Source organism: Streptomyces sp. NPDC057877, assembly GCF_042796855.1.
GTDB lineage: Bacteria > Actinomycetota > Actinomycetes > Streptomycetales > Streptomycetaceae > Streptomyces.
Genome location: NZ_JBHVMS010000002.1, coordinates 184118 through 207535, shown reverse-complemented (window position 1 = coordinate 207535; position 23418 = coordinate 184118). Strand labels below are relative to the sequence as shown.

At 71.7% G+C, this 23418-nt stretch carries 24 protein-coding genes; 7 read left to right on the top strand and 17 right to left on the bottom strand.

The window, feature by feature from the left end:
- Positions 1-15 precede the first annotated feature (15 nt).
- The 6 genes from ACFVQG_RS04855 to ACFVQG_RS04830 form a co-directional block, all read right to left on the bottom strand.
- Positions 16-609: a sugar kinase gene (locus ACFVQG_RS04855; protein ID WP_383376881.1), complete on the bottom strand. Its 594-nt coding sequence runs from the start codon at positions 607-609 to the stop codon at positions 16-18.
- Entirely contained in the window at positions 606-1754 is a 1149-nt protein-coding gene (locus ACFVQG_RS04850; RefSeq protein WP_383376879.1) for an ROK family glucokinase, read from the bottom strand. Before ACFVQG_RS04850 ends, ACFVQG_RS04855 begins: the two co-directional genes overlap by 4 nt.
- Positions 1755-1881: 127 nt before the next feature.
- Entirely contained in the window at positions 1882-2652 is a 771-nt protein-coding gene (locus tag ACFVQG_RS04845) for an ATP-binding cassette domain-containing protein (RefSeq protein ID WP_383376877.1), read from the bottom strand.
- Positions 2649-3686, bottom strand: a complete 1038-nt coding sequence (locus ACFVQG_RS04840; RefSeq protein ID WP_383376875.1) for an ABC transporter permease — start codon at positions 3684-3686, stop codon at positions 2649-2651. Before ACFVQG_RS04840 ends, ACFVQG_RS04845 begins: the two co-directional genes overlap by 4 nt.
- Positions 3683-4687 carry a sugar ABC transporter substrate-binding protein gene (locus ACFVQG_RS04835; RefSeq protein ID WP_383376873.1) on the bottom strand — a complete coding sequence of 335 codons (1005 nt, stop codon included), beginning with the start codon at positions 4685-4687 and terminating at the stop codon, positions 3683-3685. The genes ACFVQG_RS04840 and ACFVQG_RS04835 overlap by 4 nt, the downstream gene beginning before the upstream one ends.
- Positions 4688-4979: 292 nt before the next feature.
- Entirely contained in the window at positions 4980-5717 is a 738-nt protein-coding gene (locus ACFVQG_RS04830; protein WP_383377926.1) for a GntR family transcriptional regulator, read from the bottom strand.
- Between the two features lie 129 nt (positions 5718-5846).
- Here ACFVQG_RS04830 and ACFVQG_RS04825 point away from each other — a divergent pair, with 129 nt between their 5' ends.
- Entirely contained in the window at positions 5847-6869 is a 1023-nt protein-coding gene (locus ACFVQG_RS04825; protein ID WP_383376870.1) for a Gfo/Idh/MocA family oxidoreductase, read from the top strand.
- A 138-nt stretch (positions 6870-7007) separates the two neighbouring features.
- On the opposite strand, the gene ACFVQG_RS04820 is transcribed toward ACFVQG_RS04825, so the two are convergent.
- The 3 genes from ACFVQG_RS04820 to ACFVQG_RS04810 form a co-directional block, all read right to left on the bottom strand.
- On the bottom strand, positions 7008-8198 hold the full coding sequence (locus tag ACFVQG_RS04820) for a cytochrome P450 (protein WP_383376868.1): 1191 nt from the start codon (positions 8196-8198) through the stop codon (positions 7008-7010).
- Between the two features lie 55 nt (positions 8199-8253).
- Positions 8254-8958, bottom strand: coding sequence for a response regulator (locus tag ACFVQG_RS04815; protein WP_383376867.1), 705 nt, complete (start codon positions 8956-8958; stop codon positions 8254-8256).
- A gap of 89 nt (positions 8959-9047) precedes the next feature.
- Complete coding sequence (locus tag ACFVQG_RS04810; RefSeq protein WP_383376865.1) at positions 9048-10232, bottom strand: histidine kinase; 1185 nt, start codon at positions 10230-10232, stop codon at positions 9048-9050.
- 533 nt (positions 10233-10765) lie between these two features.
- Here ACFVQG_RS04810 and ACFVQG_RS04805 point away from each other — a divergent pair.
- Positions 10766-10966 carry a hypothetical protein gene (locus ACFVQG_RS04805; protein ID WP_383376864.1) on the top strand — a complete coding sequence of 67 codons (201 nt, stop codon included), beginning with the start codon at positions 10766-10768 and terminating at the stop codon, positions 10964-10966.
- A 25-nt stretch (positions 10967-10991) separates the two neighbouring features.
- Here the strand turns inward: ACFVQG_RS04805 and ACFVQG_RS04800 are convergent, their stop codons facing one another.
- On the bottom strand, positions 10992-11387 hold the full coding sequence (locus ACFVQG_RS04800) for a ribonuclease domain-containing protein (RefSeq protein ID WP_383376862.1): 396 nt from the start codon (positions 11385-11387) through the stop codon (positions 10992-10994).
- 142 nt (positions 11388-11529) lie between these two features.
- The gene (locus ACFVQG_RS04795) at positions 11530-12162 is read right to left on the bottom strand and encodes a dihydrofolate reductase family protein (protein WP_383376860.1); all 633 of its coding nucleotides are present in this window, start codon (positions 12160-12162) and stop codon (positions 11530-11532) included.
- A 154-nt stretch (positions 12163-12316) separates the two neighbouring features.
- Between ACFVQG_RS04795 and ACFVQG_RS04790 the strand changes: the two genes are divergently transcribed.
- The gene (locus ACFVQG_RS04790; RefSeq protein WP_383376858.1) at positions 12317-13150 is read left to right on the top strand and encodes an SDR family NAD(P)-dependent oxidoreductase; all 834 of its coding nucleotides are present in this window, start codon (positions 12317-12319) and stop codon (positions 13148-13150) included.
- A 42-nt stretch (positions 13151-13192) separates the two neighbouring features.
- Here the strand turns inward: ACFVQG_RS04790 and alc are convergent, their stop codons facing one another.
- Entirely contained in the window at positions 13193-14326 is a 1134-nt protein-coding gene (gene alc / locus ACFVQG_RS04785) for an allantoicase (RefSeq protein WP_383376856.1), read from the bottom strand.
- Between the two features lie 53 nt (positions 14327-14379).
- Positions 14380-15717, bottom strand: coding sequence for an allantoinase AllB (allB, locus tag ACFVQG_RS04780; protein WP_383376854.1), 1338 nt, complete (start codon positions 15715-15717; stop codon positions 14380-14382).
- A gap of 271 nt (positions 15718-15988) precedes the next feature.
- On the opposite strand from allB, the gene ACFVQG_RS04775 reads away from it, so the two are divergent.
- Positions 15989-16792, top strand: a complete 804-nt coding sequence (locus tag ACFVQG_RS04775) for an IclR family transcriptional regulator (RefSeq protein ID WP_383376852.1) — start codon at positions 15989-15991, stop codon at positions 16790-16792.
- A 405-nt stretch (positions 16793-17197) separates the two neighbouring features.
- Here ACFVQG_RS04775 and ACFVQG_RS04770 read toward each other — a convergent pair whose 3' ends face one another.
- Positions 17198-17512: a DUF5955 family protein gene (locus tag ACFVQG_RS04770; protein ID WP_383376850.1), complete on the bottom strand. Its 315-nt coding sequence runs from the start codon at positions 17510-17512 to the stop codon at positions 17198-17200.
- A gap of 199 nt (positions 17513-17711) precedes the next feature.
- Between ACFVQG_RS04770 and ACFVQG_RS04765 the strand changes: the two genes are divergently transcribed.
- Together ACFVQG_RS04765 and aceB are read left to right on the top strand one after the other, a co-directional pair.
- Positions 17712-18335 (top strand): NTP transferase domain-containing protein, encoded by a 624-nt coding sequence (locus tag ACFVQG_RS04765; protein ID WP_383376849.1) that lies wholly within the window; start codon positions 17712-17714, stop codon positions 18333-18335.
- 188 nt (positions 18336-18523) lie between these two features.
- Positions 18524-20146, top strand: a complete 1623-nt coding sequence (gene aceB, locus ACFVQG_RS04760; protein WP_383376847.1) for a malate synthase A — start codon at positions 18524-18526, stop codon at positions 20144-20146.
- Here aceB and ACFVQG_RS04755 read toward each other — a convergent pair.
- From ACFVQG_RS04755 to ACFVQG_RS04745, 3 genes are read right to left on the bottom strand one after another with little or no spacing between them, the layout of a single operon-like run.
- Positions 20136-20456, bottom strand: a complete 321-nt coding sequence (locus ACFVQG_RS04755) for a SelT/SelW/SelH family protein (RefSeq protein ID WP_383376845.1) — start codon at positions 20454-20456, stop codon at positions 20136-20138. The genes aceB and ACFVQG_RS04755 overlap by 11 nt on opposite strands.
- Before the next feature lie 8 nt (positions 20457-20464).
- On the bottom strand, positions 20465-21379 hold the full coding sequence (locus ACFVQG_RS04750) for a HipA family kinase (RefSeq protein ID WP_383376843.1): 915 nt from the start codon (positions 21377-21379) through the stop codon (positions 20465-20467).
- Positions 21380-21419: 40 nt separating this feature from the next.
- On the bottom strand, positions 21420-22061 hold the full coding sequence (locus ACFVQG_RS04745) for a TetR/AcrR family transcriptional regulator (protein ID WP_383376841.1): 642 nt from the start codon (positions 22059-22061) through the stop codon (positions 21420-21422).
- A gap of 86 nt (positions 22062-22147) precedes the next feature.
- Here ACFVQG_RS04745 and ACFVQG_RS04740 point away from each other — a divergent pair, with 86 nt between their 5' ends.
- On the top strand, positions 22148-23398 hold the full coding sequence (locus ACFVQG_RS04740; RefSeq protein ID WP_383376839.1) for a sensor histidine kinase: 1251 nt from the start codon (positions 22148-22150) through the stop codon (positions 23396-23398).
- The last annotated feature ends 20 nt before the right edge of the window (positions 23399-23418 follow it).

The window sequence follows — 23418 nt, the reverse complement described above, 5'->3', positions numbered from 1 at the left end:
GGGCGTGGAGCGTGGTCAGGGGACCGTGCGGGCGACCACGTACACCATCGGGTACCGGGAGTTCTGGGTGTTCACGACGATGTCCTGCGACGGCTTGGGGTTCTTCTCCTTGTTGGACAGGCCCCAGTAGCCGCCGAGCCGGGCGCCGGGGCCGGAGAACTTCCAGCCGACGAGGTTCCGGTCCCGGTCGCCGATGGTGATGTTGTCCCGCTTCAGCTGGTCCCGGCTGACGCCGATGTCCTTCAGGAACGTGTCCAGACCGTCGTGCGTGGTCTGGAACTGGACGTAGAGACGGCTGGTCCGCCAGTTGTTCGTCTCGTAGTAGGCGACCTGGTTCGACGGGTGCGGGATCGGCACGTCGTAGACGCGGCGCTGCACCTTCGCGGGCCAGTCGTGGGTCAACCCGCGTGCGGAGTACTTCTGTTCCTTGTCCTTGCCGCTGGCGCGGCTCTGCGCGGCGGAGATCACCAGGTATCCGGCGGGGATGCCGATCAGCAGCACGATGATGACCAGGGTGAACGCCCGGCGTCGGAGCACCCGGCGGCGGTCCTCGGGCCGAGGCTCCTCCTGCGGGGGGACGGCGGCCTGCTGGGGCAGCGAGGCGGTCACAGCGACTCCCGCATGGAGCGGGCCTGGGCGGCGAACCGTTCGTAGCGCTCGTAGCGCTCCACCCGGCGTCGCTTGGCGCGCCGGAAGCGGCGGGCGACCAGGCGGGCGAGGTCGGCGGCGCCGACCATCCCGGCCTCGGGGCCGAGTTGGGCGCGGACGATCCGGGCCTCGGGGCGGTAGCCGCGGCCGGTGAGGTGCCGCTTGAACGCGTCCCGCGCGGGTCCGATCAGCAGGTCGTCGGCCGCGCTGACGCCGCCGCCGATCACGAAGCAGGACGGGTCGAGGGCCGCGGCGAGGTTGGCGATGCCGACGCCGAGCCACTGGCCGATGTCCTGGAGCAGTTCGATGCACATCGCGTCGCCCTCGCGGGCCAGCTCGGTGATCGTCGGGCCGCTGATGTCGGCGATGTTGCCCTTGACGTGCTCGATGATGCCGTACGCCACCGGGGAGTCGGCGGCGGCCAGCTCACGGGCCTCGCGCACCAGCGCGTTGCCGGAGCTGTACTGCTCCCAGCAGCCGCGGTTGCCGCACGGGCAGCGGTGGCCGCCGGGCACGACCTGCATATGGCCGAACTCCCCCGCGACGCCGTACTTGCCGCGCTTGACCTGGCCGTCCTCCAGGATCGCGCCGCCGATGCCGGTGCCGAGGGTGATCATCACCAGGTGGTCCTCGCCGCGTCCGGCACCGAAGCGCCACTCCGCCCAGGCGGCGGTGTTGGCGTCGTTGTCGACCAGGACGGGGACGGCGAGGCGTCCCGCGATGCGGTCGCGCAGCGGTTCGTTGCGCCAGGACAGGTGGGGTGCGAACAGGACGCGGTTGCGGTCGGCGTCGATCCAGCCCGCCGCGCCGATGCCGACGGCGTGCACGTCGTGCCGGTCGGAGAGGTCCAGGACCAGTTCGACGATGGTGTCCTCGACGACCTTCGGGCTCTTGGACTTGTCCGGGGTCTCCGTGCGGAGCTTCTCCAGGATGTTGCCGTCCGCGTCGACGACGCCCGCCATCACCTTGGTGCCCCCGATGTCGATGCCGACCGTGGGCACCCGGGGTGCGGTCAGGTGGGAGCGGCGCTCCCGGGTGCCGATGGTGCGCAGCGCCGGGGCTCTGCGGGAGCCGATGGGGGCGGTGAAGGTGCCGTAGGTGCTCATCGTCGCCGATTCTGCCTCACGGGGGTGCGGGGTGCCGAACAGGTGGGTTGTCGTGCGTTGCCGGGTGCGGCGGCACTGTGGTTCCCGCGCCCCGCGGCGGAGCCGCTGTCCACACGGCCCCGCACCCCTAGGTGCGCTGTAGTGCATGGCGCAGATCGTCCAGGTCGGATCCGCCTGCCATCTGGGTCGTCAGCTCCTCCAGCGTGATCTCGTCCCGCCCGTACGTGCCCACCATCGTGCCGCGTCGCAGCAGGACGAAGCGGTCGCCCACCAGGTACGCGTGGTGCGGGTTGTGGGTGATCAAGACAACGCCCAGGCCCTGGTCCCGTGCCGCCGCCACATACTTCAGGACCACGCCGGACTGCTTGACGCCGAGGGCGGCGGTGGGTTCGTCGAGGATGAGGACCTTCGCGCCGTGGTAGACGGCGCGGGCGATGGCGACGCACTGGCGTTCACCGCCGGAGAGGGTGCCGATGGGCTGGTCCACGTCGCGCAGGTCGATGCCCATGCGCAGGAGTTCGGCGTGGGTGGTGCGGCGCATGAGGTCGACGTCCATGCGCTTGAAGGGGCCGACGCCCTTGCGGGGCTCGGAGCCGAGGAAGAAGTTGCGCCAGACCGGCATCAGGGGGACGACGGCCAGGTCCTGGTAGACCGTGGCGATACCGCGGTCCAGGGCCTCACGCGGGGAGGCGAGCCGGGTCTCCTCGCCCTCGATGCTCAGGACACCGACGTCGTGTCCGTGCAGCCCCGCGATGATCTTGATGAGGGTGGACTTGCCCGCGCCGTTGTCGCCCAGGACGCAGGTGATCTGCCCGGGGTGGACCTCCAGGGAGACGCCGTCGAGGGCTCGGACGTTGCCGTAGTGCTTGCTGACGTCGGTCAGCTGGACGAGCGTCACTTGGTGGCCTCCGCGCGCTTGCGGACCCAGGCGTTGAGCAGGGTCGCGAGGAGCAGCATCGCTCCGAGGAAGAACTTGAACCAGTCCGGGTTCCACTCGGCGAAGACGATGCCCTTGCTGGTCATGCCGAACAGCAGGGCGCCGACGGCCGAGCCGATGGCGCTGCCGTAGCCGCCGGTGATCAGACAGCCGCCGATCACGGCGGCGATGATGTAGATCAGCTCGTTGCCGACGCCCTCGCCGGACTGGACGACGTCGTACGAGAAGAGCAGGTGCTGGCCGGAGATCCAGGCGCCGAAGGCGACGCCCATGTAGAGGCCGATCTTGGTCTTCGCGACGGGGACGCCGACCGCCCGGGCCGCGTCCTGGTTGCCGCCGACGGCGAAGATCCAGTTGCCCGCGCGGGTGCGCAGCAGGATCCAGGAGGCGAGGACGACCAGGCCGAGCCACCACAGGATGGTGACCTTGAAGGCGACGCCGCCGACGGTGAGCGTGGAGGCGAAGAGGTCCTGGGCGGAGGGGAAGCCCTCCATGTCGGCGATGGTCTTGGTGGAGACGGTGCCGTCGATCAGCTTGGTGAAGCCGAGGTTCATGCCGGTCAGCATCAGGAAGGTGCCGAGCGTGATGATGAAGCTGGGCAGCCTGGTGCGGGTGAGCATGAAGCCGTTGAAGGCGCCGATGGCCAGAGTGGCCAGCAGGGACACTCCGACGCCGACCCAGACGTTCGCCGTCATCTGGTAGCTGAACATCGACGAGACCAGCGCGGCGGACGTGACCATGACGCCCGCGGACAGGTCGAACTCGCCGCCGATCATCAGCAGCGCGACCGGGACCGCCATGATGCCGATGGCCGATGAGGCGTACAGGACGGTGCTGAGACTGGCGGCGCGCAGGAAGCTGTCGGCGGCCACGGCGAAGACCAGGAAGACCGCGAGCGCGCCGACGACGGAGCCCAGTTCGGGGCGGCCGAGCAGTCCGCGCAACGGGGACGCCTTCTGCGGAAACCTTTCTGCGGATGCGGTGGGCGCGCTCATCGCGTGCCCCGCTTCGTGTACTCCTCCAGCTCGGCGGCCTGCTCCTCGGTGATGATCTGCGGGCCGGTGAGCACCGGCTTGCCGCCGCCGAGGGCGTCGGCGTTGTAGCGGTACAGCCACAGCAGGTCGACCGCCTCGTAGCCCTGGAGGTACGGCTGCTGGTCGACGGCGAAGCCGAGGGTGCCGTCCTTCAGCCCGGCGGCCACCTTGGCGTTGAGGTCGAAGGTGTCGATCTCGGCGTTGCTGCCCGCGCCCCGCTTGGCCTTCACGGCGGTGTCGGCGTACGGGGCGCCCAGCGTGACCACGGCGTCGACGGACTTGTCCGCCTGGAGCTTGGCCTCGATGGCGGACTGCACGTCCGGCATGCTCGTGCCGTTGACGTGCAGGCGCTCCACGGTGCCCTCGAAGGTCTCCTCGACCCCGTCGCAGCGCTGCTCGTGGCCGACGTTGCCCTGCTCGTGCAGGACGCACAGGGCCCGCTTCTTGCCGCGCCCGTTCAGCTCCTCGCCGACGGCCTGCCCGGCGATCGTCTCGTCCTGGCCGATGTGGGTGAGCGCGCCGAACTCCTTGGACTGCGCGGAGCCGGAGTTCACCGTGATCACCGGGATGCCCGCCTTGACCGCGCGGGCGACGGCGGCCTTCATCGCGTCCGGCTTGGCGAGGGTGACGATGATGCCGTCCACCTTCTTGTCCACGGCGGCGTCCACCAGCTGCGCCTGCTGCTGGGCCTCGTCGTCGTGGGAGTACAGGAAGTTGATGTTGTCCTTGGTGGCGGCCTCCTTGGCGCCGCTCTGGACGATGTCCCAGAAGGTGTCGCCATCACCCGAGTGGGTGATCATCGCGAACGTCCACCGGGGGGTGTTCACCGTCGCCCCGCCCTCGGCGGCGGCGGCCTTGCGGGCGTCCTCGGCGCGCTTGCCGCCGGTGTCGCTGCATGCCGCGAGCGACGCGCACAGCGCCCCCACCACCGCGATGCCTGTCCAGGTCCGAAAGCGTGCCACGAGGCCGTGCCCTTCTTGCCGTCTCTTGCCGTCTTGCCGTGTTCTGTCGTGCGTGGGGGCCGGTGATATCACCAGCCCCAAACGCCCCAGTATCGAACATGTGGGCGCGGGCGCTGACGGCGGGGCTGCGGACGGGGCGCTTGTCGGGGTTCTCGTCGGCTTCTCGTCTAGCTTCTCGTCCGGCTTCTCGTCGGCTTTTTGTCCGGCTTCTCGTCCGGCTTCTCGTCGGCTTTTTTGTCCGGCTTCTTGTCCGGACAATGCGGCAAGCCGGGTGAGGCGGCTACAGCGGTGGCTACGGCCGTACGAGCAACTGGAACTCGAAGGAGTAACGGGTCGGGCGGTACGTGTGCGTGCCGTACTCGACCGCGCGGCCGGTGTCGTCGAAGGTCGTGCGCTGCATGGTGAGCAGGGGGGCGCCCTCGGGCTCGGCGAGCCGCTCGGCCTCGGCGGCGCTGGCGGCGCGGGCGCCGATGGACTGGCGGGCGCTGTGCAAGGTGATCCCGGCGGACCGCATGAGCCGGTACAGGCCGGTGGCCTCCAGCTGGGCGGTGTCCAGATCGAGCAGCCCGGGGGGCAGGAAGTTGCACAGGTACGCCATCGGCTCGCCGTGCGCCAGCCGCAGCCGCTCGACGCGGTGTACGTCGCCGCCCTCGGGGACGCCGAGGGCCGCCGCCACCTCTGCGGAGGCCGCCACGACCGTGTTGACCAGCACCTTGGTCGCGGGGCGCTGACCGGCCGCCTCCAGGTCGTCGTAGAGGCTGCTCAGCTCCAGCGGGCGCTTGACCTGGCTGTGCACGACCTGGGTGCCGACGCCGCGGCGGCGCACCAGCAGGCCCTTGTCGACCAGGGACTGGATGGCCTGGCGGACGGTGGGCCGGGACAGACCGAGCCGGGCGGCGAGTTCGATCTCGTTGCCCAGCAGGCTGCCGGGTGTGAGCGTGCCGTGCTCGATCGCGGCCTCCAGCTGCTGCGACAGCTGGAAGTACAGCGGCACCGGAGAACTCCGGTCCACACTGAGGGCGAGCGACACGGTCGGGTCCACTTCTGGTTTCGGCACGGCCCGAGCGTAGCTCCGTGAACTGTTGACGGGAAGTTGTGTAGTCCGATTGTCCGGACATACAGATTGACAGGGGGGTGGGTGGCACCCCACCTTGATTCCATGCGCATCGGGGTCATCGGTACGGGCCGCATCGGCACGTTCCATGCGAACACGCTCAGCCGGCACCGCGACGTGGGGTCCTTGATCCTCACGGACGCCGACCCGTTACGCGCCCAGGAGCTGGCGAACCGGCTCGGTGAGACGGCGGCGCCGGGCGTGGACGAGATCTTCAAGTGGGGCGTGGACGCCGTGGTGATCACCACGGCGACCTCGGCGCACGCCGAACTGATCGGCCGGGCGGCACGTTCCGGGCTGCCGGTGTTCTGCGAGAAGCCCATCGCCCTCGACCTGCCGGGCACCCTGTCCGCGATCGCGGAGGTCGAGACGGCGGGCACGGTGCTTCAGATGGGCTTCCAGCGCCGCTTCGACGTGGGTTACACCGGCGCGCGCGACGCCGTCCGCGCCGGGCGGCTCGGGCGGCTGCACACCATCCGGGCGATCACCTCGGACCAGGCGCCGCCCCCGGCCGCGTATCTGCCGCAGTCCGGTGGGCTGTACCGGGACACGCTGATCCACGACTTCGACGTACTGCGCTGGGTGACCGGGAACGAGGTCGTCGACGTGTACGCCGCCGGGGCCGACGCCGGGCCCGCGATGTTCCGCGAGGCCGGTGACGTCGACACCGCCGCGGCGGTGCTCACCCTCGACGGCGGCATCCTCGCCACGGCCACGGCGACGCGGCTGAACGGCGCGGGCTACGACGTGCGCATGGAGCTGGCCGGGGAGCTGGACCAGATCGTCGTCGGGCTCGACGACCGCACCCCGATCGCCTCCACCGAGCCGACCGGACCCCCCGCAGCGTCCAAGCCGTGGACCGGCTTCCTGGAACGCTTCGGACCCGCCTACGAGGCCGAACTGCTCGCCTTCGTCGAGGTGGTCCGGGGTGAGCGCGCCAACCCCTGCGACGGCCGCGAGGCCTTGCAGGCCCTGCGCATCGCCGAGGCCTGCGAACTGTCCCGGCGCGAGCACCGCGCGGTCCGGCTGTCGGAGATCCCGGGGCGGATCGAGCCGGTGATGGGCTGAGCGGCAGCGGTCCTGGGGCGGGGGCGGGGCGGTGGCCTGGGGCGGGGCGGTGGCCTGGGGCGGTCGTGGAGCGGCGGTCCGCGGCGGTCGTGGAGCGGCGGTCCGCGGCGGTCGTGGGGCGGCGGTCCGGGGCGCCCGCTACCAACGCACCCGGAGCGTCCGCATCCCGCGCATCAGCGTGCCCGGCAGCCAGTCGCCCGTCGGGCCGTCGAGGGTGAGGCCGGGGGCGCGCTCCAGCAGGGAACGTATCGCCGTGCGGGCCTCCAGGCGGGCCAGGGGGGCGCCGAGGCAGTAGTGGATGCCGTGGCCGAAGGCGAGGTGGCCGCGGGTCTCGCGGTGGATGTCGAAGCGGTCGGGGGCGGGGAAGCGGGTGCCGTCGCGGTCGGCCGCGGTGAGGCCGATCATGACCGTCTCGCCGCGCGCTATGGGGGTGCCCGCTATCTCCAGGGGCTCGGCGGCGAACCGGAACGTCGCGTTCTCCACCGGGCCCTCGTAGCGCAGCGCCTCCTCCACCGCCCCGTCGACGAGGGTCAGGTCGGCGCGCAGCGCGCCGAGTTGGGCGGGGTGGGTGAGCAGGGCGTGCACGCAGTTGGTGATCAGCCCGACCGTCGTCTCATGACCGGCGATGAGCAGCAGGAAGGCCATGCCGCGCAGCTCCTCCAGGGAGAGGCGGTCGCCGTCCTCGGCGGTGGTGCGGATCAGGTCGCTCAGCAGGTCGCCGCCGGGACCGGTGCGGCGCTTGTCCTCGATCAGCGCGACGAGGTACTCGGCGAGCCGCACGAAGGCCTCGTACTCGCTTTCCGCGCTGGTCGGCGCGACGGCCTCCGAGGAGATCTTGCGGAACTCGGTGCGGTCGATCTCGGGGACGCCGAGCAGTTCGCAGATCACGGTGAGCGGCAGGGGGTAGGCCAGCGACTCCACGAGGTCGGCGCGGCCGTGCGGCAGCATCGTGTCGAGCAGTTCGTCGGTGATCTGCTGGACGCGTGGGCGCAGTTCCTCCACCCGGCGCATGGTGAAGGCGCGCGAGACGAGTCCGCGCAGCCGGGTGTGCTGGGGCGGGTCGGCGATCAGCAGGTACTTCCCGATCAACTGCTCGTCGAGGAAGGTGATCCCGAGCCTCGCGGGGTCCTTGGCGAGCCGCGGGTCGGCGAGTGCGGCACGCGCCTCCTCGTACCCCACGACGAGCCAGGTCTCGTGTCCCTCCGGCGGTGGCAGCCGCACCCGGTGCACCGGGCCCCGCTCGCGCAACCCGGCGTACACCGGGTGGGGGTCCGTCCGGAACGCCTCGCCCAGCTTCCCCAGATCGATGACGTCGATGGCCTCCGCCATGCCGCTCCCCCTTCCTGCCCGCGCCGCCTACTCCCCCAACGCGCGGCCAGCCCGCCTAGTGCCCGCCCACACCCCCGTTCCCGTCCTCCGGCTCCTCCAGCAGCCCGGCGTCGTACGCCAACAGCGCGATCTGCACCCGGTTGTTGAGGCCGAGCTTGGCGAGGATGCGGGAGACGTGGGTCTTGACCGTGGCGACGCTCATATAGAGGGTGGCGGCGATCTCGGCGTTCGGCAGGCCGCGGCCGACCGCGACGGCGACCTCGCGCTCACGGTCGTTGAGGGCGGCGATGCGCTCGCGCGCGCGGGAGCGCCGGGTGTCGGCGGCGGTACCGGCCGCGTGGGCCATCAACTGGCGGGTGACGATGGGCGACAGCACCGGGTCACCGGCCGCGACCCGGCGCACGGCGTCGAGGATCTCGGCGGGCGGGGTGTCCTTGAGGACGAATCCGGCGGCGCCCGCGCGCAGGGCACGCAGCACCTGTTCGTCGGCGTGGAAGGTGGTCAGGACCACGACCTGCGGGGCGTCCGCGCGGGCCCGCAGCCGCTCGGTGGCGGTGAGGCCGTCCACGGCGGGCATCCGGATGTCCATCAGCACGACGTCGGGCCGGGTGCGGTCGGCCAGCACCTCGGCCTCGCCGCCGTCGGCGGCCTCCCCGACGATCTCGATGTCCTCGGCGCCGCCCAGCATCAGGGACAGCCCGGCCCGCACCAGGGGATCGTCGTCGACCAGGAGCAGTCTGATCGCAGTCGTCGCAGTCATGGGGTTACGTAATCACGCTCCACGCGCGCGTGTTGCCCGCCTTCGGACGGACCATCCCGCGCCCTCGGACGGACCATCCGGCGCCCTCATCAACCCCACGGCAGCCACGCCCGCACCAGGAACCCGCCGTCCGGCTCCGGCCCGTGCTCCAGCCGTCCCCCGGCCAGCGTCGCCCGCTCGGTCAGCCCGATCAGGCCCTGCCCCGAGCCGGGAACAGGTGGCACGTCGCCCTCGGGGGCGGGGTTGCGTACGCCGATGGTGAGCCCGTCGCCGAGTGCGCCGCTGACGGAGACGGCGACCTCGGTGCCGGGGGCGTGCTTGCGGGCGTTGGTGAGGCCCTCCTGGGCGATGCGGTAGGCGGTGCGGCCGACCGAGGCGGGGACGGTGGCGGGGTCGGTGACCGCGTTGTCGAGGGTGACCTTCATCCCCGCCTCGCGGGACTCGGCGACCAGCGCGTCCAGCGCGGCCAGCGTCGGCTGCGGACGGCCCGCCTCGTCGGACTCCGCGGCACGCAGTACGCCGATGATCTCCCGTAGATCCTGGAGCGCCTCGTGCGCGCTCTCGCGGATGACCCCGGCCGCCCGTCCCACCTCCTCGCGGGGCGCGTCCGGCCGGAACTCCAGCGCGCCCGCGTGCACGCTGAGCAGCGTCAGCCGGTGCGCGAGGACGTCGTGCATCTCGCGCGCGATGGCCTCCCGGGCCAGCCGCTGCGCCTGTTCGGCCCGCAGCCGCGCCTCCGTCTCGGCCCGCCGGGCCCGGTCGCGCAGGCTGAGCAGAAGCTGGCGCTGGGACCGTACGAACATGCCCCAGCCGCCGACCGAGGCGAGGAGCAGGGTGGTGAGCACCACGGCCGTCAGATAGGTCATCGTCGGGTCCGGGCGCACCCAGTAGATGAGCGGGGTCAGCGCGAGATTGGCGCCGCCGATCCAGGCCACGTACCGGAAGGGCCGGTGCACGGCGATCGTGAACAGGGCGACCAGGGACGCACCGCTCGCGGTCAAGGACACCGGGGCGATGACGGTCAGCGCCACGGCGAGCCCGACGGGCCAGCGCCGCCGCAGCCAGACGGCGGCACAGGCCAGGGCACCCAGGCACTGGTCGAGGACGGCGAGGGCGTACGGGGTGCCGGGGTCGTCGGAGACCGTGTCGGCGGCCGCGATGCCGATGACGACGGCCCCGAAGAAGCAGCAGAAGTCGACGACCCAGTCCCGCGCGGTGCGCCGTGGCCGCCGTCTGCCCCCGCCGCCGTCCGGGCCGGGGTCGAGTTCGTGCATCAGGGCGGACGGGAACAGCCACCGGCGTCCCGTGAACGTCGGTGCCCATTGCGCTGCCGCCCTGTCTTGCCTCACGGTCGACAAATCTACGCAGCGGTGGCCGCGTGAAGGTCTTCTCGCGGGCGACGGTCGACGAAAGTCGGTACATCGTCGACCGAAGTCGGTCGGCAGCGTGTATGCGGTCAACAGAAGCCGGTAGGCACCGTGTATACGGTCGACAGAAGCCGGTAGGCGCGACGTACACGGTCGACAGAAGCCGGTCGGCACGGCGTGCACGGTCGACAGAAGCCGGTCGGCACGGCGTACACGGTCGACAGAAGCCGGTCGGCACGACGTGCACGGTCGACAGAAGCCGGTCGGCACGGCGTACACGGTCGACAGAAGCCGGTCGGCACGACGTACACCATCAACAGAAGTCGGCATACAGCATGCATACGATCGACCGGAACCCCTGCACACCACCGACTTCCGTCGACGATGTCTCGCCCCACGGCCGATGCGTGTGGGGGGTCCGTGGGGCGAGGGTCTTCATCATGAGGCAGTTGCTGGAACTACTCGGATTTCTCGCCCTGGTGCAGGGCGCGCTGGGCCTGGTGCACGAGTTCACCGACTGGGACGCCGGGCTCGTGCAGCGGGTCGGCGTCTTCGACGGCTACGAGATCTTCGCCAGCGTCGCCCTGGTGGTGCTGGCGGGCGCGCTGTTCGCCGCCGCGGAGAGCCTGAAGTCCCGCTGAGGGCCGGGCGGCCCCCGCCCCGGGCTCAGCAGTCGTAGTCGACGAGGTCGAACGAGGCGTAGTGGTCGGCGGTGTAGTAGTCCTCCTGGTACTCCTCGCCGGTGACGACCCGGCGGGCGCCGCGGGTGGAGCTGCCGGGGGTGATGACCGTGTACTCGTGGTAGTAGCCCGTCGACTGGCTGGGCAGGATGCCCTCGCGGTTGTAGAAGGTGGTCCCGTCCTGGGGGAACGGGAAGGGGCCGCCTGCCTCGATCAGGTCGAGGGTGTCGTGCGCCTGGGAGGGCAGGTCGCCGTAACAGATGCTGCCGACCGCGGTGGGGGTCGCGGTCGCAGAGGTGGCGGTCACGGTGCCGCCGACGAGGAGCGCGGAGAGCAGCGCCGCCGCGGCGCCGGTCCGGGTGATCCGTGGGGGGAATCTCATGCCCCCATGATGACGCGCGTAGAAGGTGTCATGTCAATGACAACCGAGTAGATTTTGCCGTCACGTCCGTTGCGTTTTCGGAGAGTTAACCTGCCGCCCGGGATCCCCACTGTCTACGGGGTGGTCCCGGGCGGCGGCGGCGTTACGGCTGGACGGGCTCCGGGAGTTCGTACGAGCCGTACTCCGGGCGGCCTGCCAGGTCGTACGACTGGATGGAGACGCCCGCGGCGGTGATCCGCCCACCGGTGTGCCGGAAGGCGGTCGGCACGGATCCCTCCACGAACAGGCGGCGCCCGGCGCCGAGCACGACCGGGAAGGTCAGCAGGTGGACGGTGTCGACGAGGTCCTGGGCCAGCAGTGACTGGGCCAGGGCGCCGCTGCCGTGCACTTGGAGTTCGCCGTCCGTGCGCTCCTTCAGGGCGGTGACCTCCTTGGCGAGGTCCCCGTCGATCACGGTGGTGCCCGCCCACTCGGGGTCAGTGAGGGTGGCCGAGGCGACGTACTTCGGCAGGCTGTTCAGCCTGCCCGCGACCGGATCCGCGGGATCGGTCACCTTTGGCCAGTAGGAGGCGAAGATGTCGTAGGTACGGCGGCCGAGGAGGAAGGCGCCGACGCGGTCGAAGACCTCGGTGATGAACCGGCCGAAGTCCTCGTCGCCGTACGGCACGCTCCAGCCGCCCTGGTTGAAGCCGTCGCGGGCGTCCTCCGAGGGGCCGCCGGGGGCCTGGTAGACGCCGTCGAGGGTGACGAAGCTGGTGAGGACGAGCTTGCCCATGGCGGGTGCCTGCCTTTCCCATACGGGACTGTCTGTCATCAGGGCAGACCCCGCGGGGCCCCGCAACTCATCGGTGCGGTGCGCGGGTGCCGGGCACGAAGTACTTGTCCGTTCACCGCCAGCGTCGCCGTACGGGTGTCGCTGGAATGGACGCATGAATTCTCAAGCACCACTTCAGAACGAACAGGCACCCTTTCACAACGAGAACGAGCAGGGACCCATTCAGAACGAGCAGGGACCCTTTCAGAACGGGCAGGGACCACTTCGGAACAAGAAGGCGCTGGTCACCGGTGGCAGCCGGGGCATCGGCGCGGCGACGGCCGTGCGGCTGGCGCGCGAAGGGGCGGATGTCGCCGTCACCTATGTGAACGGCAAGGAGGCCGCGGAGGACGTCGTACGGGCCGTGGAGGCGCTGGGGCGGCGGGCGGTGGCCCTGCGGGCGGACTCCGCCGATCCAGAGGAGGCGGCGGACGCCGTGGCGCAGGCCGCGCGGGCGCTCGGCGGGCTGGACGTGCTGGTGAACAACGTGGGCATCGGGGTGCTCGGGCCGCTGCCGGAGCTGTCCCTCGCGGAGGTGGACCGGGTCCTCGCGGTGAACGTGCGCGGCGTCTTCCTGGCCTCGCGGGCCGCCGCCACGCGGATGGCCGACGGCGGCCGGATCATCACCGTCGGCACCTGTATGACCCAGCGGGTGCCGGGGCCGGGCGGGACCCTGTACGCCATGAGCAAGTCGGCCCTCGTCGGGCTGACCAAGGCCCTGGCCCGCGAACTCGGCCCGCGCGGGATCACCGCCAACATCGTGCACCCCGGCCCCATCGACACCGACATGAACCCGGCCGACGGGCCGTACGCCGCCGGGCAGTCGGCGCTGACCGCGCTGGGCCGCTTCGGCACGGCCGAGGAGGTCGCGTCGACCGTCGCGTATCTCGCTAGCGCGACGTATGTCACCGGCGCGGAGTACGCGGTGGACGGGGGGCACGCGGCGTAACCGCGGTGAGGCGGGGCTCCGAGCGTGCCCCGCCTCACCGCCTCAGCCGCTCAGTTCCTGATGCCGCGCCACCAGCCGCCGCGCCCCGTCCTCCGTCAGGGAGCCGAACAGGCGCAGGCGGGAGATGCCGCCGTCCGGGAAGATGTCCACGCGCGCGTGCGTCCCGGTCACGGGCGTGGGCAGTACGAAGCGGTGGTTGGTGTCGGGCTGGAGGCGGGTGCGGGGCAGGGCCTCCCGCCAGGCGTCGTCCCCGCCGCTCGCCCCCTCCCCGCCGTCCCGTACCGACACCGACGCCCAGCCCGCGCTGTTGCCCTTGAGATACGCCGTGTCGATCTCGATCGCGCGGATCTCGGCGCGGGACACCAGCCGGTAGCGGATCCAGTCGTTGCCCTGGTCGCGGCGGCGGCGGGTCTCCCAGCCGTCGTCCATCTTGCGGGAGCGGCCGGGCTGGAGGGTGTTGGTGGCGGGCGAGTAGAAGAGGTTGGAGGCGTCCTCGACCTGGCCGCCGTTCTCCAGGGCGACGACGTCGAAGGTGCCGAGGACGGCCAGCCACGCCGGGTCCGGGACCACTTCGCCGTAGACGCGCAGGCGCGCGATACCGCCGTCGGGGTGCTGCCTGACGCGGAGGTGGGTGAAGCGCTGTTCCAGCGAGACGGTGAAGCCGTTGGCCGCGTGGCCGCCGACGGGGGTGCGCGGGACGAGCGTCGTCCACTTGACGTCGTCGCCGAGCAGTTCCCGCGGTGACGCGGCGCCCGGCGCCGAGGTGGCATCGACCGACACCGCCTGCGGGTAGTTGCCGCGGAAGTGGGCGGTGTCGACGACGATGCCGCGGATCACGCCGGGCGCGCCGAGCCGGACCAGCGCCCAGTCGTGGTCGTCGGCGGTGGGCCAGGGGTGCTCGGCGGAGACGCCGCGGCGGCGCCGGGTCTCCCAGCCGTCCATGACCTTGCCCTTGTGCCCGAAGTGCTCGGGGTCGAACTCGGCCCGCTCGGGCACCAGCAGGTTCTCCCGCTGGGCGAAGAACTCGTCGTTGGCGGCGATGACGGCGGCGCCGAGCTGCCGGTCGGCGAGGTTGGCGTACTGGGTGAAGGGGAAGTCGGCGGTGCGGTAGTCCGCGTACGGGTCGCCGCCCGAGTAGGGGTTCGCGTCGCCGGTGAAGCCGGGTGTCGCCGTCACGGTGATCAGTTCTGCCTTTCGTCGGTTGGCCGTCGCGGATGCGGACGTGGGGGTCAGGGGGTGCGGCTGAGGAGTCGTCCCTTCGGCTCGGTGAACTCGCCGTTGGCGACGATGCGTTCGCCGCGCAGCCAGGTGGACTTCACGACGCCGCTGAGCGTGCGTCCCGCGTAGGCCGTGACGCGGTTACGGTGCTGGAGGGCCGCCGGGTCCACGGTGAAGGTCTCGTCGGGCGCGAGGACGGCGAAGTCGGCGTCGCGGCCCGCCTCGATGGCGCCCTTCCGTCGCAGGCCGACCAGTTCGGCGGTCCGGGTGGACATCCAGCGGACCACGTCGTCGAGGCCGTGGCCGCGCTCGCGGGCCTGAGTCCATACGGCGGGCAGGCTCAGCTGGAGGCCGGAGATGCCGCCCCACGCGGTCGCGAAGTCGGGTGTCTTGAGGTCGGCCGTCGACGGGGAGTGGTCGGTGACCACGCAGTCGATGGTGCCGTCCGCCAGCGCCTGCCAGAGCAGGTCCTGGTTGGCGGACTCCCGGATGGGCGGGCAGCACTTGAACTCGCTCGCCCCGTCCGGGACTTCCTCGGCGGTCAGGGTGAGGTAGTGGGGGCAGGTCTCGACGGTGACGGCCACCCCTTCGGCCCGCGCGGCGCGGATCAGCGGGAGCGCGTCCGACGACGAGAGGTGCAGGACGTGCACGCGCGCGTGGAGGCGTCTCGCCTGGGCGAGGAGGGCGGCGATGGCGGTGTCCTCGGCGTCGCGGGGGCGGCTGGCGAGGAAGTCGGCGTACCGGGGGCCGCCCTGCTGCGGGGCGGCGGCGAGGTGGTCGGGGTCCTCGGCGTGCACGATCAGCAGGCCGCCGAAGTCGGCGATCTCGGCCAGCGAGCGGGCGAGCTGGTCCTGGTCGAGGTGCGGGAACTCGTCCACGCCTGAGGGCGACAGGAACGCCTTGAAGCCGAAGACCCCGGCCTCGTGGAGCGGGCGCAGGTCCTTGACGTTGCCGGGGAGGGCGCCGCCCCAGAAGCCGACGTCGATGTGCGCCTTGGCGGCGGCGACCTCCTCCTTGAGGCGGAGGTTGTCGACGGTGGTCGTCGGCGGCAGGGAGTTGAGGGGCATGTCGACCAGGGTGGTGATGCCACCGGCCGCCGCGGCGCGGGTGGCGGTCCAGAAGCCCTCCCACTCGGTGCGGCCCGGGTCGTTGACGTGCACATGGGTGTCGACCAGGCCGGGCAGCAGGACGTCGTCGCCGAGGTCCTCCAGCCGGGCGCCGGACGGTACCTCCGCGTCGTGGGGCAGTACGGCCGTGATGGTGCCGCCGGTCACCGCGACCGACGCGGCGCGTGTTCCGTCGGGTGTGATGACGCGCGTCGAGCGCAGCACCAGTTCAGCGTCGGGCACCCGGACCCCTCTCCTCGCCGGTAACTTCCGGGAAACGGGATTTACTTCCACGCAATGGAATTCAACGTTCTGTTGAAGGAGTCTCACCTCCCGCCCCGCCGCCGTCAAGGGCCACACTCTCCACGGTGCACCCGACACGGCCCACTCTGGACTTTTCCACAAGACGGAATTAATATTCCGTACAGTAGAACGTAGGTCCGTACAAGCAGGGAAGCGAACCGACTGCCGGGTAGGCTTCAGATCTTCCTGTCAGTCCCGAAAGGAACGCGCCGTGCCGACGTCCAGCGCCAGCACCACCGACTCCGCCAAGTCCGCCGCCAGCGGTGGCGTCCAGTCCCTCGAGCGCGCCTTCGACCTGCTGGAGCGGATGGCCGACGCGGGCGGCGAGGTCGGCCTGAGCGAGCTGTCCGTGAGCAGCGGGCTGCCGCTGCCCACCATCCACCGGCTGATGCGCACGCTGGTCGTCTGCGGGTACGTACGCCAGCAGCCCAACCGGCGCTATGCGCTCGGCCCCCGCCTGATCCGCCTGGGCGAGTCCGCGTCCCGGCTCCTCGGCACCTGGGCGCGCCCCTTCCTCGCCCGGCTGGTCGAGGAGACCGGCGAGACGGCGAACATGGCGCTGCTCGACGGTGACGAGATCGTCTACGTCGCCCAGGTGCCGTCCAAGCACTCGATGCGGATGTTCACCGAGGTCGGCCGACGTGTCCTGCCGCACTCCACCGGCGTCGGCAAGGCCCTCCTCGCGAACTTCCCCCCGGACGAGGTCCGCGCCCTCCTCGCCCGCACCGGCATGCCCGCCGCCACCGAGAAGACGATCACCACGCCGGAGGGCTTCCTCGCGGCGCTGGAGGACGTCCGGCGCCTCGGCTTCGCGGTCGACGACAACGAGCAGGAGATCGGCGTCCGTTGCCTCGCGGTCCCGGTCCCGGACTCCCCCACCGCCGCGGCCATCTCCATCTCCGGCCCGGCGGGCCGCGTCACGGAGGCGGCGACGGAACGGATCGTGCCCGTGCTCCAGCAGGTCGCCGTGGAGCTGTCCGACGCCCTGACGACTCCGGGCGGGCCGGGGGCCTGAGCGACGCGGCTCGGCCGATTGGGGGGCCGGGCCGGGAAGCGGCTCGGGCGGCTGAGGTCAGGCGGGAACTGAGGTCAGGTGGGGACTGAGGTCCGCCGAGGCCGGAGCCGGTCGTACAGCCGGAGCCGATGAGTGGCCGGAACCGGCCGGGCACGCCCAGCGTCGCCAGGCCAGCCAATCAGCCAGGCTCGGTCAGCGTGACCAACCCGGGCCAGCCATTCAGCCAGGCTCACCCGGCACGACCACCCCAGGCCACCCACCCAGCCAGACTCACCCGGCACGACCACCCCAGGCCACCCACCCAGCCAGGCTCACCCGGCACGACCACCCCAGGCCACCCAGCCCGCACCACGGAGGCGCTGCCTCACCCACGCCCGCGGAACCCAGGGCGCCGGGGCACCACCCTCATCCCCGAGGCGCCTCACCAAACAGCTCCACCGCGTCCCTGACCTCCGCCAACCCCTTCGCCAGCGCGCTCATCGAACCGATCGCGCCCGCGATCAGGAGCAGGGAGCGGCGCAGGCGGGGCACCTCGGGCGCGCCGCCGGAGGTCATCGCGGCGAGGGCGGCGAGTTCGTCCTCGGCGATGGCGCGGTCCGGGAACTCGGCCGGGTGCGCGGCGAGTTCGCGGCGTAACCGGGAGACGGCGGTCCGCAGTTCGGCCACCCTCGGATCCTCGCCGCTGCCGGTCACTCGCCTCTGCCCCAAGCTCCGCAACACAGCCCCTCCCCCTCGCACACCTTCGTGCGCGGTCATGTCGTCCCCCGGACCACTTTCGTCTTCGGGCACCCGCTGACCCGTACCAGGCGCCTGGAACGCGGGCCAGTAAACGCCTTCTGGGGTGGATGCGCCACCGCGCGGACCGAAATTCAGCCCTGAGACCCCCAGAAGTCGACATGCCGTCAGGTATGCAGGACACATGAGCGAACGAAATGGCGAGAACCACGACAAGCGCGAGGACGCCGTCGCCGGGCTGCTGCTCGCCGCCGGTGGGGGGCGGCGGCTGGGCGGACGCCCCAAGGCACTGCTGACGCACCGCGGACGCCCGCTGGTCGAGCACGCGGCGGGCGTGCTGCGCGCGGCGGGCTGCACGCGCGTCCACGTGGTGCTCGGCGCGCACGCCGACGCCGTACGGGAGCAGGCGGAACTGCCCGGATGCGCGCTGGTGGAGAACCCGCGGTGGGAGGAGGGCATGGGCGGCTCGCTGCTCGCGGGGCTGGACTCGCTCGCCGGGACGGAGGCGCGGGCGGCGCTGGTGCTGCTGGTCGACCAGCCCGGCATCGGGCCGGAGGCGGTGGCGCGGGTGCTCGCGGCGTACCGGGACGAGTCGTCGCTGGCGTCCGCCGCGTACGACGGCATGCGCGGCCATCCCGTGCTGCTCGGCGCGGCCCACTGGGCGGGGATCGCCGGGACCGCGACCGGCGACCGCGGGGCGCGCGCCTACCTGAGGGACCGTGAAAGCGCTGTCACGCTCGTCGAGTGCGGTGATGTGGCCCGGCCCTACGACATCGACACGGAAGCGGACCTGGGCCACCTTGAGTGAACGGGGTGGCACTCAGCGCCACCTTCCCTCGACCCGGAGAATCTCGACATCAACAAACCATTGAAGTTCCACGATGAGGAAACTACTATCCACTACTCAGAGGCTCCCGGACGCGCACCGGGTGCACGACGTCCCATTTCGTGCCGCTTGGCACCCGGTGCCACGCTCGCTGAAGGAAGTGACAGCTGATGTCCGCACCAGCGCCGTCTCCGCTGGCCATCGTCGACGCCGAGCCCCTGCCCCGGCAGGAGGAGGTCCTCACCGACGCGGCGCTCGCCTTCGTGGCGGAGCTGCACCGCCGGTTCACGCCCCGGCGTGACGAACTCCTCGCCCGCCGCGCCGTGCGCCGCGCCGAGATCGCCCGCACCTCCACGCTCGACTTCCTCCCCGAGACCGCCGCGATCCGCGCCGACGACTCCTGGAAGGTCGCCCCGGCGCCCGCGGCCCTGAACGACCGCCGGGTGGAGATCACCGGCCCCACCGACCGCAAGATGACCATCAACGCCCTCAACTCGGGCGCCAGGGTGTGGCTCGCCGACTTCGAGGACGCCTCCGCGCCCACCTGGGAGAACGTCGTCACCGGCCAGCTCAACCTGATCGACGCCTACAGCCGCCGTATCGACTTCACCGACGAGCGCACCGGCAAGTCGTACGCCCTGCGCCCGGACGCCGAACTCGCCACGGTCGTCATGCGCCCGCGCGGCTGGCACCTGGACGAGCGGCACCTCCAGTTGGACGGCACCCCCGTCCCCGGTGCCCTGGTCGACTTCGGCCTGTACTTCTTCCACAACGCCCAGCGCCTCCTCGACCTGGGCAGGGGCCCGTACTTCTACCTCCCGAAGACGGAGTCGCACCTGGAGGCCCGCCTCTGGAACGACGTGTTCGTCTTCGCTCAGGACCACCTCGGCATCCCGCGGGGCACCGTCCGCGCCACCGTCCTGATCGAGACGATCACGGCGGCGTACGAGATGGAGGAGATCCTCTACGAGCTGCGCGACCACGCCTCGGGACTGAACGCGGGCCGCTGGGACTACCTCTTCTCCATCGTGAAGAACTTCCGGGACGGCGGGCCGGAGTTCGTGCTGCCGGACCGCAACGCGGTGACCATGACGGCCCCGTTCATGCGCGCGTACACCGAACTCCTCGTCCGCACCTGCCACAAGCGCGGCGCGCACGCGATCGGCGGCATGGCGGCGTTCATCCCGTCCCGCCGCGACGCGGAGGTCAACAAGGTCGCCTTCGAGAAGGTCCGCGCCGACAAGGACCGCGAGGCGCACGACGGCTTCGACGGCTCCTGGGTCGCCCACCCCGACCTGGTGCCGATCGCGATGGAGTCCTTCGACGCCGTCCTCGGCGACCGGCCCCACCAGAAGGACCGCCTCCGCGAGGACGTCCACGTCGACGCCGCCGACCTGATCGCCGTCGACTCCCTGGACGCCAAGCCGACGTACGACGGTCTCGTGAACGCCGTCCAGGTCGGCATCCGCTACATCGAGGCCTGGCTGCGCGGGCTCGGCGCCGTCGCCATCTTCAACCTCATGGAGGACGCCGCGACCGCCGAGATCTCCCGCTCGCAGATCTGGCAGTGGATCAACGCGGGCGTCGAGTTCGAGAACGGCGAGAAGGCCACGCCGGAGCTGGCCCGGCAGGTCGCCGCCGAGGAACTCCGCAACATCAGGAGCGAACTCGGCGACGAGGCCTTCGCCGCCGGGAACTGGCAGCAGGCACACGACCTGCTGCTGAAGGTCGCCCTCGACGAGGACTACGCCGAGTTCCTGACCCTCCCGGCGTACGAGCAGCTCAAGGGCTAGGGGTGCGGTCCGAGTGGCCCAGGGGCTTTCCTGGGGCCACTCGGTCGCGTACGGCCTGCTTCACGGCCGTCGGTTCGGGGAAGCCCTGGTCGCGGCGGTCCCAGACGACCTCGTCATTGACGCGGACGACGAAGACGCCGCCCCTGCCCGGCTTGAGGGCCAGCTCGGTCAGCTCCGTCTCGAAGGTCGTGAGCAGTTCCTGTGCCAGCCAGGCGGCGCGCGGCAGCCAGCGGCACTGGGTGCAGTACTCGATCTCGACGCGGTGGGCCGTCATCCCGGTGGTCATCGCGGTGGTCATCTCAGTGGTCATCTCAGTCGTCATTTCAGGTGCACCGACCAATCCTGTTCCGCCGCCGGTTTGCCGTGCAGGTCGGGGACCCGCTTGAGCCAGTCCGGCCGTCCTCGCTGGGTGCGGGCCGTGCGCAGCGCCTCCTCGGCGGCGAGTTCCTCCCGGGTGGGGAAGTCGGTGGGCAGCCAGGCCGCGGAGGCTCGCACGCGCGCGTGGAGGTAGGCCACATACGCCTCACGGACGGCGTCCGGGGTCGCGAAGTCCGTCTCCTCGGCCAGCCAGGCGTCCGGCACCTCGGCCACCACCTCGCGCAGCAGTTCCTCGGTCACCTTCGGCGCCAGTTCGGCGTCGGCGGCGCGCACGTCGGGGGTGTAGTGGCCGAGGGCGTGGTGGCGGAAGTCGTACGCCTTCTCCGGGGCGGACAGGTCCCAGCGGTGGTGGAAGACCAGCGCGGCGCCGTGGTCGATCAGCCACAGGCGCGGCGGGACGACACCGGCGGTGGGCCAGATCATCAGGTTCGAGCTGTGGACCGTGCGGTCGACGTTCACGGTCAGGGCGTCCAGCCAGACGATCCGCCCCGCCTCCACCGGATCGACCGGGAACTCCTTGGCGACCTCGGGCGTGAGGTCCCGCGCGCCCGGCAGCCAGTCCATGCCGAGGTTGATCCCGGCGCTGGCACCGTGCAGGTCGCGCACCTCCTGGTGCGGCTCGTCCCCGGCGATCTCCGGGTCGAAGTGCACCAGCACCAGCTCCGGGAACCGCAGCCCCAGGGCCCGCGCCAGCTCCCCGACGATCACCTCGGCGACCAGCGCCTTGTGTCCCTGCGCGGAGCCGGTGAACTTGACGACGTACATGCCGAAGTCGTCGGCCTCGACCACGCCGGGGACGGAGCCGCCCGAGCGCAGGGGTTCGACGTAGCGGGTCGCGGTGACCTCTCTCAGCATCTCTCCAGGCCCCATAGGTTGCTTGCCTTGCATTCCATGGTCAGCTCTCCCCGACGGTCCGGTACGCCCGGAGGAACGTCCGTACACCCTCCACGACGAGGGGACGGACGCGGACGTCCTCCACGGCGTTCGCGGAACCGAGGCGGTCCAGGGCGACGCCGAAGGTCAGCGCGATGAACTGGTCCGCCGCGAGCCGGGGGTCCGGGACGTCGAGCAGCCCGGCCGCGGCGAAGGCGGCGAACCGCTCGGCAAGCGCCTCGTCGGGGGCGTCGGCCAGGTCGCTGTAACCCTGGCGCTCCAGATTGCCCGACTCGGCCCGGACCAGCCGCTGGAGCGTGGCGTACTCCGCCGAGCCGAGCATGTCGGTCGCGATGCGCATCGCGAACGCCACCAGGGCGTCCTCGAGGTCGGCGGCCGACATGCGGTCGGTCAGGGTGTCGTCGAGGGTGCGCCGGATCGTGGTGATCAGTGACTGCCCGACATCGTCCACGACCGCCTTCAGCAGCGTCCGCTTGTCCCCGAAGTAGTCGTAGACCGTCCGCTTGGACACCTCGGCCCGGGCGGCGATCGCGTCGACGCTGGAGCGGTCGAAGCCGTCGGCGAGGAACAGTTCCCGGGCCGCGGAGAGGATGGCGGCCCGTTTCCGCGTGGATCCCTCGCGCAGTGTCTTCGTGGCCGCCATGGTCACATCCTAACCGAGCTACACTGCACGGTGTAGTGCAGTACCGGGGAGCCGGTGCGTGCCGGACCAGCAGCCACGGAGGCCCCATGACATCGCTGGAGAACGAGCCCCCGCGCGCGCTGCTCGCGGGGGCTTCGCGTCGGTGGGTGCGGCTGCTGCCATGGGGCTTGGCGTTGGTGCTGTCCGTCGCCCTGCTGCCCACCACCATCCAGGTGCTCACCGCCGACTACGGCCTCGACGCCGGGATCGCCAGCGCGCTGGCCGTCACCCAGGCGGCGCCACTGCTGCTCGCCGTCGTGCACCCGCTGCGGGCCTGGTACGTGGTCTTCGCCGCGGACGTGGCCGGGGCGCTCGCCCTGCTGACCGTCGACTTCGCGGAGCGGCTCCTGTGGCCGTTCCCGCCCATGGAGGTCGTCGGGTACGTCGGCCTCTGCCTCGCCCTCGGCCTGCGCGAGCCACGCCGGACCCTGCTGGCGGTGTGGCTGGCGACGGCGGGCGCGAACGTCGGCCTGGTCTTCGTCGCGCCCCACGGGCCCGGCAGCAAGGGCCTGTTGCTCACCATCCTCGGCGGCGTCGCCCTGGTGCTCGGCGGTGCGCTGCGCGAACGGTACGAGGCGCAGCGCAGGCTGGCCGAGCAGGAGACGATCAGCGAGGCCGAGCGCGACCGGCGGACCCTGCTGGAGGAACGCGCCCGCATCGCCCGCGAACTGCACGACGTCGTCGCGCACCACATGTCCGTCGTCACCGTGCAGGCGGACAGCGCGGCGTACCGGCTCGACCGGCTGCCGCCGGACGTCCAGGAGGAGTTCACGTCCATCGGCGCGACCGCGCGTGAGTCGCTCGGCGAGATGCGGCGCCTGCTCGGCGTCCTGCGCAACGAGGAGGCGCGCGGCGAGCTGGCGCCCCAGCCGGGCCTGTCCCGGATCGGGCAGCTGGTGGAGGCGACGGTGCGGGCGGGCGTGCCGGTGGAGTTCGCCCCCTGCGACGCCGAGGTGCCGGAGGCGGTGGGCCTGTCCGCGTACCGCATCGTCCAGGAAGCCCTCGCCAACGTCGTCCGGCACGCGCCGGGCGCCGCGACACAGGTGGCGGTCTCGGCGGACGGGGACCAGCTCACCGTCCTCGTCGTCAACGCGCCGCCGCCCGAGCCGCCCGCCGCGCCACTGGAGGTGGGCGACACCGGGCACGGCCTCGTCGGTATGCGCGAGCGGGTGCGGCTGGTCGGCGGCGACCTGGACACCGGGCCGCTGCCGGACGGCGGCTTCCGGGTGGCCGCCCGGCTTCCGATCGACGAGAGGGACGGACCAGGGCGGCCCCTCCTCCACCCCCTACCGCCGTAGGGGGCGCACATCGGCTCCCC